10 protein-coding genes and 1 tRNA gene are annotated in these 14,098 nt (G+C 49.0%); 4 read left to right on the top strand and 7 right to left on the bottom strand.

Going from position 1 to position 14,098, the window contains the following annotated elements:
- Positions 1-27: 27 nt before the first annotated feature.
- Entirely contained in the window at positions 28-1,431 is a 1,404-nt protein-coding gene (locus ACYVK4_RS18780) for an alpha-amylase family glycosyl hydrolase (RefSeq protein WP_461129059.1), read from the bottom strand.
- 43 nt (positions 1,432-1,474) lie between these two features.
- Entirely contained in the window at positions 1,475-2,146 is a 672-nt protein-coding gene (gene rpe, locus ACYVK4_RS18775; protein WP_461129058.1) for a ribulose-phosphate 3-epimerase, read from the bottom strand.
- Positions 2,147-2,393: 247 nt separating this feature from the next.
- Between rpe and ligA the strand changes: the two genes are divergently transcribed.
- Positions 2,394-4,439, top strand: a complete 2,046-nt coding sequence (gene ligA / locus ACYVK4_RS18770) for an NAD-dependent DNA ligase LigA (RefSeq protein WP_461129057.1) — start codon at positions 2,394-2,396, stop codon at positions 4,437-4,439.
- A gap of 26 nt (positions 4,440-4,465) precedes the next feature.
- On the opposite strand, the gene ACYVK4_RS18765 is transcribed toward ligA, so the two are convergent.
- Entirely contained in the window at positions 4,466-4,696 is a 231-nt protein-coding gene (locus tag ACYVK4_RS18765) for a hypothetical protein (RefSeq protein WP_461129056.1), read from the bottom strand.
- Between the two features lie 435 nt (positions 4,697-5,131).
- On the opposite strand from ACYVK4_RS18765, the gene dapA reads away from it, so the two are divergent.
- Positions 5,132-6,028: a 4-hydroxy-tetrahydrodipicolinate synthase gene (gene dapA / locus ACYVK4_RS18760; RefSeq protein ID WP_461129055.1), complete on the top strand. Its 897-nt coding sequence runs from the start codon at positions 5,132-5,134 to the stop codon at positions 6,026-6,028.
- 72 nt (positions 6,029-6,100) lie between these two features.
- Here the strand turns inward: dapA and ACYVK4_RS18755 are convergent, their stop codons facing one another.
- The 3 genes from ACYVK4_RS18755 to ACYVK4_RS18745 all read right to left on the bottom strand — a co-directional run bounded on the left by ACYVK4_RS18755 (position 6,101) and on the right by ACYVK4_RS18745 (position 11,337).
- Positions 6,101-6,295, bottom strand: coding sequence for a hypothetical protein (locus tag ACYVK4_RS18755; RefSeq protein WP_461129054.1), 195 nt, complete (start codon positions 6,293-6,295; stop codon positions 6,101-6,103).
- Between the two features lie 97 nt (positions 6,296-6,392).
- Positions 6,393-8,603, bottom strand: coding sequence for a carbohydrate binding family 9 domain-containing protein (locus ACYVK4_RS18750; RefSeq protein ID WP_461129053.1), 2,211 nt, complete (start codon positions 8,601-8,603; stop codon positions 6,393-6,395).
- A gap of 130 nt (positions 8,604-8,733) precedes the next feature.
- On the bottom strand, positions 8,734-11,337 hold the full coding sequence (locus tag ACYVK4_RS18745; RefSeq protein ID WP_461129052.1) for a M14 family metallopeptidase: 2,604 nt from the start codon (positions 11,335-11,337) through the stop codon (positions 8,734-8,736).
- A gap of 185 nt (positions 11,338-11,522) precedes the next feature.
- On the opposite strand from ACYVK4_RS18745, the gene ACYVK4_RS18740 reads away from it, so the two are divergent.
- Positions 11,523-11,594 (top strand) — tRNA-Glu (locus tag ACYVK4_RS18740).
- Between the two features lie 115 nt (positions 11,595-11,709).
- Here ACYVK4_RS18740 and ACYVK4_RS18735 read toward each other — a convergent pair.
- Entirely contained in the window at positions 11,710-12,942 is a 1,233-nt protein-coding gene (locus ACYVK4_RS18735; RefSeq protein WP_461129051.1) for a PQQ-dependent sugar dehydrogenase, read from the bottom strand.
- Positions 12,943-13,290: 348 nt separating this feature from the next.
- Between ACYVK4_RS18735 and ACYVK4_RS18730 the strand changes: the two genes are divergently transcribed.
- Positions 13,291-14,037 carry a YciE/YciF ferroxidase family protein gene (locus ACYVK4_RS18730; protein WP_461129050.1) on the top strand — a complete coding sequence of 249 codons (747 nt, stop codon included), beginning with the start codon at positions 13,291-13,293 and terminating at the stop codon, positions 14,035-14,037.
- The last annotated feature ends 61 nt before the right edge of the window (positions 14,038-14,098 follow it).

Genomic DNA, 14,098 nt, shown 5'->3' with positions numbered 1-14,098 from the left:
TAACGTTTTGGTAAGCCTAAACGATACTTAATTGGTCATAAGCCGGTATTCCCAGGGCTTTAGGGAAACGATCATTTCGGGCTTTACCTCAACAGATTGATGACTGAATATGTCCGTATAAGTGCCCGTATAGCCATCTCCACCTAAACGCACGGTTTGGGGTTTGTCGCTAAGATTAAGCACAACCGTGACTCGGTCATTATCGCGCTGCCGATAAAACGCATACACTTTATCGTCGTGATCGGTCGGAATTTTAATCGCCCTGCCACCCGCCTTACCATTCCAAAGGGCGCGGTTACGATGCTTGAGCGTTAGTAGGGCTTTATAAAAATCCTTTTTGGCATAACTTCCCCAAACGATGGTGTCTTTCTGGAAAAAGGCCAGGCGTTTGTTGAGGTTCGCTTCCATGCCATTATACACCAATGGCATTCCCTCCAGTGTACTGCTCAGGACAACAAAGGCATCAGCCCCTGGGCCAAATAGTTCGGTTAGTGTACCATTGTGTGTGTTTTCGTCATGGTTTTGCGTAAACATCATCTGGTAATACCAGGCAGGGAATCGTTTTTGATTGGCTTCCCGCAACGAATCAATTTTATCGGCCGTCCGGGCACCTTTGGCAACGGCCTTCATCATTGTATGCATGCTCCATCCATAATTCATGTTAAAGCAGCTCTTAAACTGATCCGGTTCGTCTTCCCATTCTGACAACATAAATACAGTTTTGATTTTATCGAGCTGTGGCCTGAGTTCTGCCCAGAAATCATTGGGGACAAACCCAGCCACATCACACCGATAACCGTCAATATCGCACTCTTTTACCCAATACTGCATCGCGTCGATCATTCCTTTGCGCATATCGGGATTGCCATAATCCAGGTCAACAACGTCGCTCCAGTCAGTGGCTTTTCCGGTTTTAGGGTCAATTGGAGTCGTCATTTTTCCGTTCACCTTCGTGTACCAGTCGGGGTGTTGAGCTATCCACACATGATCCCACCCCGTGTGATTGGGCACCCAGTCCAGCAGAACGCGTAACCCCAGTGCATGAGCCCGGTTCACGAGCGATTTGAAATCCTCTAATGTACCATAGGCAGGATTGACTTGCTTGTAGTCGGCTATAGCGTAGGGGCTACCCAGTTCACCTTTTTTATTTTTTTGGCTAATCGGGTAGATCGGCATAAGCCAAACTATATCAACGCCTAATTCTTTTAGCCGGGGCAATTGGGCTTCGACAGCTTTAAAGTTGCCGTCCTGCGAAAACTGACGGGTATTTACCTCGTAAATCGTCGCATTTTTTGCCCACTCAGGCGTAGGGGGAGCGCCCAGAGCAGTGGTATCAGTTGGTACGGTTTCAGCTTGATTGGTTTGTGTATTGCGACAAGCCGTTGTCAGTAACAACGCACTTAACAAAACGGTCAGGTACGAATTCTTCATGAAGTGGACTTCAAGTCAATTAGATTAAGCGTTACGGAAAATATTAGGCCACCATCGGCTGGCGACTATTTTTTAACTGATGAATGGCTTCAATTGGGTCTTTTGCACCGAAAACTGAACTTCCTGCCACAAGCATATCGGTTCCGGCGTTCAGCAACTCCTGCGCATTATCCATACTGACGCCACCATCAACTTCAATAAGGGCATTAGATTGGTTTGCTACCAGCAACTGTTTCAATGCTGCAATTTTTTGAATTGTATGCGGTATAAACGATTGACCGCCAAAACCCGGATTGACAGACATGATCAAAATCACATCAATTTGGTTCAGCACATCGACCAGTCCGCTAATGGGGGTATGAGGGTTCAAGGCCACACCCGCCTGGCAACCCAGCTCACGAATACGGCTCAGGGTTCGGTGAAGGTGGGTGCAGGCTTCGTAGTGAACATGAATAATAGAGGCTCCGCCCCGGGCAAAATCGTCCAGATAGCGATCCGGGTCGACAATCATTAAATGCACGTCAATTGGTTTTTGACAGTGCTTTTTGACCGCTTTGAGAAGAGGAAAGCCGAACGAGATGTTTGGGACAAACAGACCATCCATCACATCGAAATGAAGATAATCAGCCTCGCTTCGATTAACCAATTCCAGGTCACGCTGTACATTGGCAAAGTCAGCAGCCAGCAACGAGGGCGCAATGAGAGGCTGTGTCATAAAACGGAAAGGTAATTATCGTCTGGAGTTAAATATTCGTATGAAGGCTATCCTGAAAACGGTAAGTTCTTTGAGGATTCCTGCTAACAAACTTTTTTTTATCCCGTAAAAGTACCTTTTTTTGGAAGAACGAAGAAACAAAACCGATGTTGCCCGTTTAGAACTTATCAAGTTTTGAGGCATTGGTACCTATAAAAAAAATAGCCCTGTCCAGGGCGCTTACTATCGAACGATTGAGACGTGAATTATGAATCCTGAGGAACGTATTGCCGAGTTAACCAAACTCCTGAATTATTATAATCATCAGTATTACCAGAACAGTGTTTCGGACGTTGATGATTTTACATTCGATAAACTACTGGCTGAATTGACCAGTCTGGAAACACAATACCCTGATTTTCGGCAGCCTGACTCACCAACGGCCCGGGTTGGTGGTACCATCAGCAAAGAATTCAAAACGGTCTATCACCGGTTTCCAATGCTTTCACTAGGGAATACCTATTCAGAAGAAGACCTCGTGGAATTCGACAAACGAGTGCAGAAAGGACTGAATGGACAAGCTTATGAATATATCTGTGAACTCAAATTCGATGGAGTAGCCCTCAGCTTAACGTATGAAAACGGGGTGCTGGTGCAGGGAGCCACGCGGGGCGATGGTGTTCGGGGTGATGATATTACCAATAACATCAAGACTATTCGTACCGTACCGCTGCGGGTAGGGGGCACTGGGGTCCCTGCATTATTCGAAGTACGGGGGGAAGGTTTTTTGCCGCTTGCTGAGTTCGACCGGATCAATAAAGAACGGGAGGATATCGGCGAAGCGTTGCTGGCCAACCCTCGAAATGCAGCCTCCGGAACGTTTAAACAACAGGATTCGGCCGCAGTGGCCAAACGCCGTCTCGACTGTTTTTTGTATTCATTTTTGTCGGACGCAGATGTGTTTGATACCCACGAAGAGAGTCTGATTGCCCTAAAAGAATGGGGTTTCAATGTCTCGCCCACTTGGCGGAAATGCGCTGATATTCGAGCCGTAATGCTATACATCAGCGATTGGGAAGCCAAACGCTTCGACTTGCCGCTTAATACGGATGGTATCGTTATTAAAGTAAACCGATACGATCAACAACGCGATTTAGGGTATACCGCCAAAAGTCCACGATGGGCAATTGCCTTTAAATACAAGGCTCAGGCGGCTAGTACCTCGCTGAACGGAATTCAGTATCAGGTAGGGCGCACCGGGGCCGTTACGCCGGTGGCTTTGCTTACGCCTGTCCTCCTGGCTGGAACCATCGTGAAGCGGGCGTCATTGCACAATGCCAATGAAATAGAGCGTCTTGGCATCCGGTTGCACGATACTGTTTTTGTTGAGAAAGGGGGAGAGATCATTCCCAAGATTACGGGTGTCGATCTCAATCGTCGTACAGATCAGAGTCAACCCATCGTTTACCCAAGCACTTGTCCGGCCTGTGAAACTCCCCTGATTCGAAAAGAAGGGGAAGCGAACTTTTACTGCCCCAATGAACGCGGCTGTCCACCCCAGCGACAGGCCCGTTTTGAGCATTTCATCCAACGCCGGGCTATGAATATCGAAAGCCTGGGCGAAGGGAAGATCGAGTTACTTATCGATCGGGGTTTGGTGCAGACACCGGCGGATCTGTATAAACTGACGACCAGTGATTTGCTGGGCATTGAGAAAATATTTCTAGATGAGGATACGGGCAAAAAACGAATTGTCAGCTTTCGGGAAAAAACGGTCGAAAATATTCTGACGGCTATCGAACGCTCCAAGGCACAACCCCTCGCCAATGTCTTGTTTGCGCTGGGTATACGCTATGTCGGTAACACAACGGCCGAAAAACTGGTCGATTATTTCGGGTCGATGGATGCCATCATGAACGCCGGTGTCGAAGCATTACTGGCGGTGCCTGATACCGGTCCACGTATTGCCGAGAGTGTAGTGGCCTGGTTTTCGGATGAAGCTAACCGGGAGTTTGTTGAAGGACTTCGGGGGGCAGGCTTACAGTTTGTGGGGGAGAAAAAAGTAGTGGAGCAGGAAGGCGACTCCCTTACGGGTAAAACATTTTTGTATACCGGTACCTTTGCCAACTTCAGTCGCGAAGAACTCGAATCCCGCATCGAAGCCAATGGTGGTCGACTGCTGAGCGGTATTTCCAAGAAATTGAATTACCTCATTGTGGGCGAAAATGCGGGACCATCGAAGATCGAAAAAGCGAAGAAACTAAATGTCCCTATGATTGGAGAGGATGAGTTTATGGCGATGCTGGTGGTTTAGGAAGTAAGTGGGTTGGAAATGCCGGTTTATGATCGGGGACGGATGGTCTGCAAAATGCCCAATACTTCCGAGTGTAGGTCATAGGTATAGTCAACGGTCAAAGACTGCATGAACAACCCACTTTTTTTACTTCTCAGGTAGAGCAAGCCTTTGCCTTCTGTCGTAAAATAGAAGACAGCCTGTAACAGGTCATCCTGTCTGATCGCAACCGACCGATCCAATAACCTGCTGGCTACCGTTACAGAGGGGGGATACAAGATCGAAGAATTGGGTGATAAAAGAGTCGGGCCGTAGGAGTTGCACATCAATGGGCCGCAAAAAAAATAAGAAAATGTTACTTTCCTGTCCGACCTGTTTTTACTGAATGTGGGACCTTCAAAGCCGACCATTCCATTGCCTTCGTAACTGGCCGGAAACTGGATTATATATTCTTCGTTGAGGGGTTCCTTTATCCAGGTTGGCTGATTGGTTACTATTAGTTCAGTGCTATCTATATCTGGTAATACAGAATCTTTTGAGCACCCGAGAAGGCTAAATAATAGGGCTAGCAGCAGCAATGGTCGCATAAAATCGAATGTTTCTTTATAGATCCGCCGTTACTGGAAAAGGTTGTATGAAGAGAACTTATTATCTTAAAAGATTTCCAGCATAAATTCCCGTAACTTTGCCCTTCTATATTCCTGTTTCCACAAATGGATACCAAATTTCACGGCGTTGGCGTCGCCATTGTGACGCCCTTCAATGCCGACTTTTCTATTGATTTCGATGGCTTCGGCCGCATCGTCCGGCACATCTCCGATGGGGGCGTTCGTTACATTGTCCTGCAGGGCACAACCGGCGAATCGCCAACGGTGACTAAACAGGAGAAGGGACAGTTACTGCAATACCTGAAGGAAAACAATCCGAAAAACCTTCCCATTGTTTTTGGGGTAGGGGGTAATGTTACCGCCGATGTGGTTTCGGGCATGAAAGACATTGATTTCGAGGGGGTGGATGCGATTCTTTCGGTTTGTCCTTATTATAACAAACCTGGAAAACGAGGGGTGATCGAGCACTTTACCCGCGTGGCCGATGCCAGTCCTGTACCCGTTATTCTGTACAATATTCCCTTTCGGACGGGCATCAATATGAGTGCCGAAACGATTTGTGAACTGGCACAGCACCCAAATATCATTGGTGTTAAAGAAGCTTCCTGTGTGATTGAGCAATGCATGGAAATTGCCCGTGACAAGCCCGAAGACTTCCTGCTCATCTCCGGCGATGATGTACAGGCTGTTCCCATCATCAGCATTGGCGGGGTAGGGGTTATGTCGGTTATTGCCAATGCGTTCCCAGCTAAATTTACGGCATTGATCGAAGCCGCTTTACAGGGTGATTTTGCTTTTTCCCGCAAAGAGCTTAGTCATTTCCTGCGTATCGACCCCCTTCTTTACGAAGAAGGAAATCCGGTTGGGGTAAAAAATATTCTTGAGATTATGGGACTGATCTCGGCCGAAGTTCGGTTGCCGTTGATGAAAGCATCCGATGATCTAAGCGAACGCCAGCGGGCTGTTTTACAGCGCGATAACCTGCTGGAACTGGTGGCCTAAAAGGTAAATATTTGAAAACATAAAAGCCGAACTCGTAAGGGTTCGGCTTTTATGTTTTCAGAAAAATATGGTTTATACGTTACGTCCACCGCCACCAAACAGCTTGGACACGATCCAGATTACAACACCAAGAACAACAATTACGCCGATAATACCCGTATACGCACCAGCTTTGAAAATGTCGCCGATGGCTGCGCAACTTGTCATAAATAGAGTCAAAACCACTGCTACCAGAGCCGAAGGAAAAAAACGAAGAAGAGCTTTCATAAACGTTGACAGAATTGAGTGTAGTTAATTCCCGCTCGACTTTCGGCGGATTGTCAATAAAACTTACACTAACCCAGTTTGTTTAAAACACTGTCTGTCAGAGATTCCACCAATATGTCCATTTTAGCACCAACGCACGGTTTTTAACCGAAAGAAAACCTGGTACGTCCTGGCCAATCTGTCCTGAATTGGGGAGGTAATTGTCCGTGTATACCAGGAAGAAATCCGATGCGGGCTTGTAACGCCACTGTACACGGGCATTGACATTCATGTTTTTCTGCTGTTCATTGTACTGTACAAAGGTGGTTAGATACAGTGTGTTCGTCACCGTCAGGTCGAAGCGGGGGCCAACGAGCCAGAACGTCGTGCGGCCCCAGGGCTGGGGCAGATGAATGTCGTTATAACTGGCACTGGCTGCCAGACTTACGTAGGGTTGAAACCGGTAACCCAGGTCGGCCGTCAGGTTCAGACGGGTACCATTGGCATAATACCCACCATAACGCGACGTGAATCCATAGGTGAACAGACTTTGTGGTTTTGAGACAAACGAAGTACCCCAGGCTGTCCAGTTATGCTCCGTGTTCGTTGCCAGCGTCTGGCGCCCGGTGTTTGTAGGATCGAATGGCAGCAACAGGCGCACGTAGTCCGTAGCGACCCAGGCCGTCAGGACACTTCTGCTCCGAAAGGTCACACCGTAGCTCAACACACTTTCGTTATCGCTCTGCTTCCAGCCGGGGTCGAAAAAATAGGTCGATGTTAAGGTAGGTCCGTGGCTCAGCACCCGGCCTCCCGGTGGTAAAAATGTATAGCCAATCGTAGCCAAACCACGTTCATAGCCCCTGCGCGGCACGTAACCGGCTTCGGCTGTATAGTTTTTGCCGACAGATTCTATCTGGCCACTAATGAGCCAACGGCGCGTTGTGTATTGAAGATTGGCAGCATACACCGCATCGCTGCCGGGTTGCTCCGGACTGAACGACTTGACATACATGGCTTTGCCAGCCCATACGTTATTGGCCGAAGCCAGATTGTATTCAACTCCTAAATTTCGATTGTAGCGGCTGTAAAGCGGTTTGTCAGGATCAGGCGTGTAATCAAGGGATTCTTTATTGACGAACATCATGCCTATGTTCGATCGGGCGGCTACCCGACGCTGCAGGGCAACGACAGCAAAGTTTTGAGCCGGTAACCCCGTATTATCGACCCGGCCGGTCTGCATGTCCATCAGGCCGATTCGCCAGTCTTTATTCAGCTTACCGCTGAGTCGAGCGCCAAAACGAATCGGAACACCCCCTAAGCCAATCCGCCGACTAAAAAACGGGCGGATCGTTGAATAGCCAAAATTGGTAAACTGATCGCCATTCTCCAGAAAAAACTGACGCTTCTCCGGGAAGAAAAGTTCGTAGCGATCCAGGTTCGTTACCTGCTGATCGACGTCTACCTGCGAGAAATCCGGGTTAACGGTTAAGTCCAGATTCAGCGATGATGTTATGGCCACTTTAGCGTCGAGCCCGGCATCGAATCTATTTTGTGTTGGCACCCCATTCTGATAGTCGCGGTTGAGGGCACTTAGCGCATACGGAATGAGTGAGATATTGGGTCCCGGTTGTGGCGGTGGCTGATCCCAGACCAAAACACCTGTCAGGGCCAGAGCAGCCGTTGGAAACTGACGCTGTATGGGCGTCCAGGATGACTTCTCGGTTGTTTTCAAATCCTGCCGACTGAAATTGATCCCCCACCGACTGATGCCCCTCTTGTACCGAATGGTTTTAAACGGGATGGCTAACTCGAGTACGTAGCGGTCAGGATAGTTCCGTACGACAGACGTCCATTTGTTATCCCAGCTTAGGTTCGCTTTGCTGCCCTCATACAACAATCCATCCCACTGCGCGCCTGCTGCATTGGTACCAAAGGTGAACCCGTTCGTTTGGTCATCGAAAGTGTCCATGAAGAAAATGAAATTGTCATTTTTCGTAAACGACCAGTCGCGTCGAAGCGATTCAACGATGTAGGGGCCTTCAACATTCCCGTGGTAGCAAACCGCGCTCAAATAGATCTGATGGTCATCGTAGGCCATCCGGACCTCCGTGCGGACGTTGGCACGGCTGGTGTCCATGGGAAGGACCATCCAGAAATTGGTCGCTACCTCAGCAGCCTGCCAGGCCGGTTCATCGACTGTACCGTCAACAATGATGGGTGACGTCGCACGGCTGATATGGAGCTGGTACTGCTCGTTCTTTTTTTGAGCGAGCAGCGAGAAACCGCCGGTAAACAGTAAAACAATTGAGAGTGTCAGTAAAAATCTCACCAAGTAAAGTAGTTATCGATCAGTTACGAAAGAGGTAATAGCTGCAAATTTACCGCGCTTATGCGTATAAATAGAGACGCAACGATAAACTAATCGTTGCGTCCCGGCTTGAAAAAAATAGCTATATGAATTAATTGCCAACCATAAATACGGCATTTCCAAACAGCAGCTTGCCATTATACCAGAAACCCCGGAAAAGCGGATCATCGGCCAGGTAAACGACGCTACCCCGTCCAAGCTCCTGAACGCCCATCACCATCGTATTTTTCAACTTCTCCTTCGCATTTTTACCCGTAAAGCCAGCTACATAGTTATTGGTTTTCAGGTGTCCTACATTCCAGCCCTCTTTCAGATAATCGAAGTTGTAGGCATTCTGGACAAGCGCATAATAGCCGCCTGACAAGCCAAAACCCAGCGGGTGCGAGGTGTCAATGTCTACACGATAGATACTACCCGGAATGTCGTCGACAATGGCAGCGCGTTCGCGGTCGATGTAAAGCTTGAGTGAATCGAGCGTTGCGCCTTTATCCTTGCTCTTGTCTTTCCCCTTGTCTTCTTTTTCTTTCAGATCAAAGCCATCCTTCCCGGCCAGAAACGAAGCCGCCCGCTCCATCGCGATCAGCTTGCCGCCCGCCCGGACCCATTCTTTTATAGCCGTCAGCGTGCGGTCATTCAGGTACCGTCCATAGTTGTAATTCGTTGGCAAAATGAGCACGTCCAGTTTGTTCCATTGCACATTGCCCAATGTATTGCCATCAATCAACGCAATAGGGTACTGGAGTTCCTGATCGAAGAAATGCCATACTTCGCCAGCCGAGGGCGGGGGAGTGCCTTCGCCGATAACGACGCCTACCCGGGGAGCTTTCAGGCCCGTCACGAAGTCGGAACCAAAATCAGACCCTTTTGTAACGAAACCCGTTTGAACCGGCGTGAGGTCGGCCCCTGTTTTAGCCGCTTCTGCCCGAACCAGCGCGTCGAACCGTTCGCCCAGGCGTTCGTTGCCGGCCCGTGTCACGATAAGTGTGCCGGAGGGGTAAGTCTTATTTTCCAGGTCGAATGGTTTTTCGGCGGCCCGAACGCGAATCTTCTGTTTCAGCAACCCGGCAAGCATTTGAATGGCCGGTAACGATTGCCAGCGAACCAGATACGCATATGGGCGATTCTGAGACGTGGAACTGGGCGTAGAGGATTGTGTCGCGTTTGCACGCTGTCCGTTGTTTTGTGGCTCCAGGCGTGTAGTCAGCCCGTAGGTTTGCAGACCAAATGCGTACGGCAATGACCAGGCTGTAATATCGTAGGTCGCTGAATCTTCGAGGGCCGAGCTTTGCTCGAACAAAATCTTTAGCAAAGTCGATTTAGGCTGATAAGCGCTGATCACGATGTCATCAGCCCCAACGGATACAGACTTATCCGTTTTCTGTGAGGTATAATTGAAGCCGTTGGCTACCGTTTGTGCTTTCCCGGCAAACCCAAAATTGATTTTATTGCGCTGTAAAAGTTGTTGTAGCGCTTTCAACCGACCAGCGTCGCCGTTGGACTTGATCACATAGCTTTTATAGGCACCAATGGGCGTATTTCGTGATTTATCGAAAAACTGACCGAATTCCTTCACGATCTCGGCGGGGCGATCCGCTACCGATTCAAGGGTGGCAATGCTAGAGGCAAAGTGGTGATCGATCCGCTGCCGCAGGGTGAGGGTGTCTCCGTCGGCTTTTTCGATGGCTAAGCCCGCCCGGCCACTACCGCCCTGCTCAAAGGTCATCCCGATGGCCCCGTTGTACGTAGGATACGTATCGCCATAGCTGGGGTAGAAAAGGTCGAAACGCTCCCGAGTGTAGTAAAGCCAGCCATTTTTGTCGAAGTATCGGCTACAGTATTCCCCAATGGTCTGCTGAAATTTCCGCTGAAAGGGGGTAATATCCTGGTGGTAAGGCTTCGCTGAAGGGGCAAAGTAATAGGGACTTTCTACACCCATTTCGTGGAAATCACCGTGAAGCTGAGGCATCCATTGCTGATAAAGGGCCATGCGCTGCTGGGTAATTTCCTGTGTTTGCCAGGCCCAGTCGCGGTTGGGGTCAAAAAGGTAGTGGGTATACCGCCCGCCCGGCCAGGGCTCGTTGTGTTCACGGGCCGACGGGGTAGGGTCAGGCGTACGGCCCAGCATCTGGTTATACCAGTTCACGTAGCGGTCATGTCCATCGGGATTCAGACCCGGATCCAGAATAACGACCGTTGTGTTCATGATCTTCTGCGTAACTGCATCCGACGAACTCAGCAAGTGGTATAACACCTCCATGAATGTTTCGGAGCTGACCGCTTCATTGCCGTGCACATTGTAGCTAAGCCAGGCAATGGGTGGTTGCGGAGCCGGGGAGGCTGTGCCTTCCATGAGGCCAATCCGCTTCAGGTTGTTTGTCCTGATTTCTTCCAGGCGATTGATATTTTCTTCTGAGCCAATGGCTACCACCATTAGCTGGCGGCCCTCGTAGGTGGTGCCGTACGGAATAAGTTTTATTCGTTTGGGAAGTTGACGGGCTACCTGTTCAGTATAGGCCAGAACACGATGATGGGGCGTGAAGCGTTCGCCAATCGGGTACCCCAGGAATTTTGCAGGCGAGTCGACCGCTGAAGATGAAGGAGTTGGGTTTGTGGCCGAGGAAGTTGACTGTGCCGAAGCCAACGGAATGGTCAGTGACGCGACTGACAGGCCCGCCAGCAACAAAAGGTGTTTCATGAATGTGATGAAAAAAAATGTAAATGCTAACCACCTCAAAAATAGCAGTAAAACACGCAGGAACGCATTTTTTTAAAATTTTTTTAATGGGTGCTATTGCGTTTTAAAAACATCCACTTACCTTTGCACCACGATTCGCCAACACAGCGGCAGAAAGCCAAAAGGTTGGGTCTTTTAAACAAGACGGCCGATTCGTCTAGCGGTTAGGACATCGCCCTTTCACGGCGGTAACACGGGTTCGATTCCCGTATCGGTCACTGTCCAATGACTAAAGCCCACCAAATTGGTGGGCTTTTTTTTTGTGCTTTTGAAACGAAAAAGATGGCTGCGGTCGACAAATAAATCGCGGCAGCCATCTTTTTCAATTGAACCTTATTTCTTGTAGCTGACCCGATAAATCACTCCATTGTTATCCTCCGAAAACAGTAATGAACCGTCGGGCATGGTGGCTATACCAACGGGGCGGCCAAATTGAGCCTGGTTGTTGTTGACAACAAAGCCGGTCACCAGATCGTCGATACGAACAGGTTTGCCCCCTTCGAAATGTACCCGCACTACTTTATAGCCTGAAGGCTGACTTCGATTCCAGGATCCCCGCATTGTAGCAAATGCGTCGTTAACATACTCCGTCGGAAAACTACCAGCAGCCCCGGTACTTGTATAAAAGATCATGCCCAGTGGTGCCGCATGGGCGTCATATTGTAGGGATGGCAAGGTCGTTTTAGCTAGAATCTGCGCGTATGTCGTATCGCCCATGGGTCGGGGGTGGGGGTTGTAGTTGCCATCGCCATAAATGTAGGGCCAGCCGTAGAACCCACCATCCTTAATCGAATTCAGTTCTTCTTTTTGCTGTTCGTCGCCGAGCCAGTCAATGCCATGATCGAAACCGTATAGTTCTTTCGTTTCTGGGTGCCAGCCAAACCCAATGGTGTTTCGAAGGCCTTTCGCAAAAATCCGACGGCCCGACCCATCAGGATTGGCGCGTAAGATGGTAGCGCTTTCGGGGTTGGAGTCGGCACAGGCATTGCAGGTGCTGCCAACGGTAATATACATGAAGCCGTCCGGTCCGAAAGCGATTGTTCGGTTTGGGTGTTGCCCTGCATCGGGCAGACCGCTCATGATCTGTTGAGGAGTACCAAGGGTACCATCTGCATTAATAGCCGCTGTATAAACCTCGTGAATGGCCACTAAATACATTTTACCGGAATAGATGGCCAGACCATGTACATCTTTGATCGTTGCCACAACCTGTTTCTGGTCGGACTGTCCATCGTTATTGGTATCACGCAGGAGGGTAACTGTACCAGCCTCCCGGCTCGTCACATAAACATTTCCGGTCTCACTTACTATCAGCATCCGGGGCTTGCCAAGCTGGTCAGCGAATTTAGCAATACTGAATCCAGCAGGTAGTTTGAGTTGGGCAATCCGGTCGTTGGTAGCTGGCACTAAGGCTGGCTCAAATACATTGCCTTCAACCTGGGCGGTAGTGGGCTGCTCATTCGTCTCGGGCACTTGAGCGTTGAATACTTCATCCTTGTTGCAGGATAGTAATAGGGAAGTGAGTAGCATTCCGGGCAGGATTGCTGACTTGAGCGTAAGGTGCATGTAACTTTCCAATTTAGATAACGTTGAGAAAATTAATCAGACTAGTAAGCGCTGGTTCAAGCATAGTTGAAAGGCACTTGAACTGGTCATTTAAAAGACATTAATCCACCCAAAACGCCGGTCAAATGAAAAAGTTAAACTTAGTAATCAGGCGGTCCACCGGGGTAAATAAGCCTGATTTGGGGTTTATTGCTGTGGAAAGAGACTATACTCTACAAAATCTGTAGAAAAACATGGTCAACTTATCCTTTGATGCATCCGTAAACATCACAGTATCAGCATATGGCATGATTTTCGTAAACAGGTGAGTACAATTGATTCAACGTTAAACCTTAACATACAGAAATCATGGCTTCTTTAGGATCCCAAATTGCCAATTTTTTTAGTGGTGACGACAATGACACACGGGAAGGACTGCAAGGCCTTTTTGTGAATGAGCTGAAAGGAATTTATTACGCTGAAAAGCAGGCAGTCGACGCCCTTGGCGAGCAAGCTGATGCGGCTACGACTGATGAAGTTCGCAACGCTTTCCTGCAGCATCAGGAAGAAACACGTGGACAGGTAGCCCGTTTGGAAGATGTTTTCAGAAGTGTTGGCGTCGACGTAGATGATAAAACATGTGCAGCTATCGATGGTCTTGTTGACGATGCACAGACGGTTGTTTCGACGACAGAATCAGGTTCGTTGACACGCGATGCCGGACTAATCATTGCCGGTCAGAAAATAGAACACCACGAAATAGCGGCTTATGGTTCAGTGGTGACGCTGGCAAAAGTTCTTGGCTATTCGGATGCCGCCCGCATGTTGCAGCAAACCCTTGACGAAGAGAAGAATACCGACATGAAACTGACACAGCTGGCGGAGTCGTTCATTAATCAGCGCGCGGCTTCAGAAACAGATGGTAACTCGTCCTACAATTCTGATACTAATCAATACAGTAATCAGAATCAGTACAGCAGCCAGAGCCAGTTTGGTGATCAGTATAGCCATAGTGGCACGGTTAACCCAGATGGTACACGCTATAGCGATAGCTCGACAACAACGGGTTACCGAACGGATGATAGCTCGTTAACGGGTGGCTCACGTACCTTGTAGGCCGAAAACCGTTGGTTCTTACACAGAAAAGGGGCGCGTTATGATTAACGCGCCCCTTTTC

Source organism: Spirosoma aerophilum, assembly GCF_054782495.1.
The sequence above is the reverse complement of the archived record's forward strand: the minus strand, read 5'-3'. Positions and strand labels throughout refer to the sequence as shown.

Bases quoted from the DNA above. Each gene is read 5' to 3' on its own strand.
- ACYVK4_RS18780 (WP_461129059.1), bottom strand. From the start codon at position 1,431: ATGAAGAATTCGTACCTGACCGTTTTGTTAAGTGCGTTGTTACTGACA.
- rpe (WP_461129058.1), bottom strand. From the start codon at position 2,146: ATGACACAGCCTCTCATTGCGCCCTCGTTGCTGGCTGCTGACTTTGCC.
- ligA (WP_461129057.1), top strand. From the start codon at position 2,394: ATGAATCCTGAGGAACGTATTGCCGAGTTAACCAAACTCCTGAATTAT.
- dapA (WP_461129055.1), top strand. From the start codon at position 5,132: ATGGATACCAAATTTCACGGCGTTGGCGTCGCCATTGTGACGCCCTTC.
- ACYVK4_RS18755 (WP_461129054.1), bottom strand. From the start codon at position 6,295: ATGAAAGCTCTTCTTCGTTTTTTTCCTTCGGCTCTGGTAGCAGTGGTT.
- ACYVK4_RS18745 (WP_461129052.1), bottom strand. From the start codon at position 11,337: ATGAAACACCTTTTGTTGCTGGCGGGCCTGTCAGTCGCGTCACTGACC.
- ACYVK4_RS18735 (WP_461129051.1), bottom strand. From the start codon at position 12,942: ATGCACCTTACGCTCAAGTCAGCAATCCTGCCCGGAATGCTACTCACT.
- ACYVK4_RS18730 (WP_461129050.1), top strand. From the start codon at position 13,291: ATGGCTTCTTTAGGATCCCAAATTGCCAATTTTTTTAGTGGTGACGAC.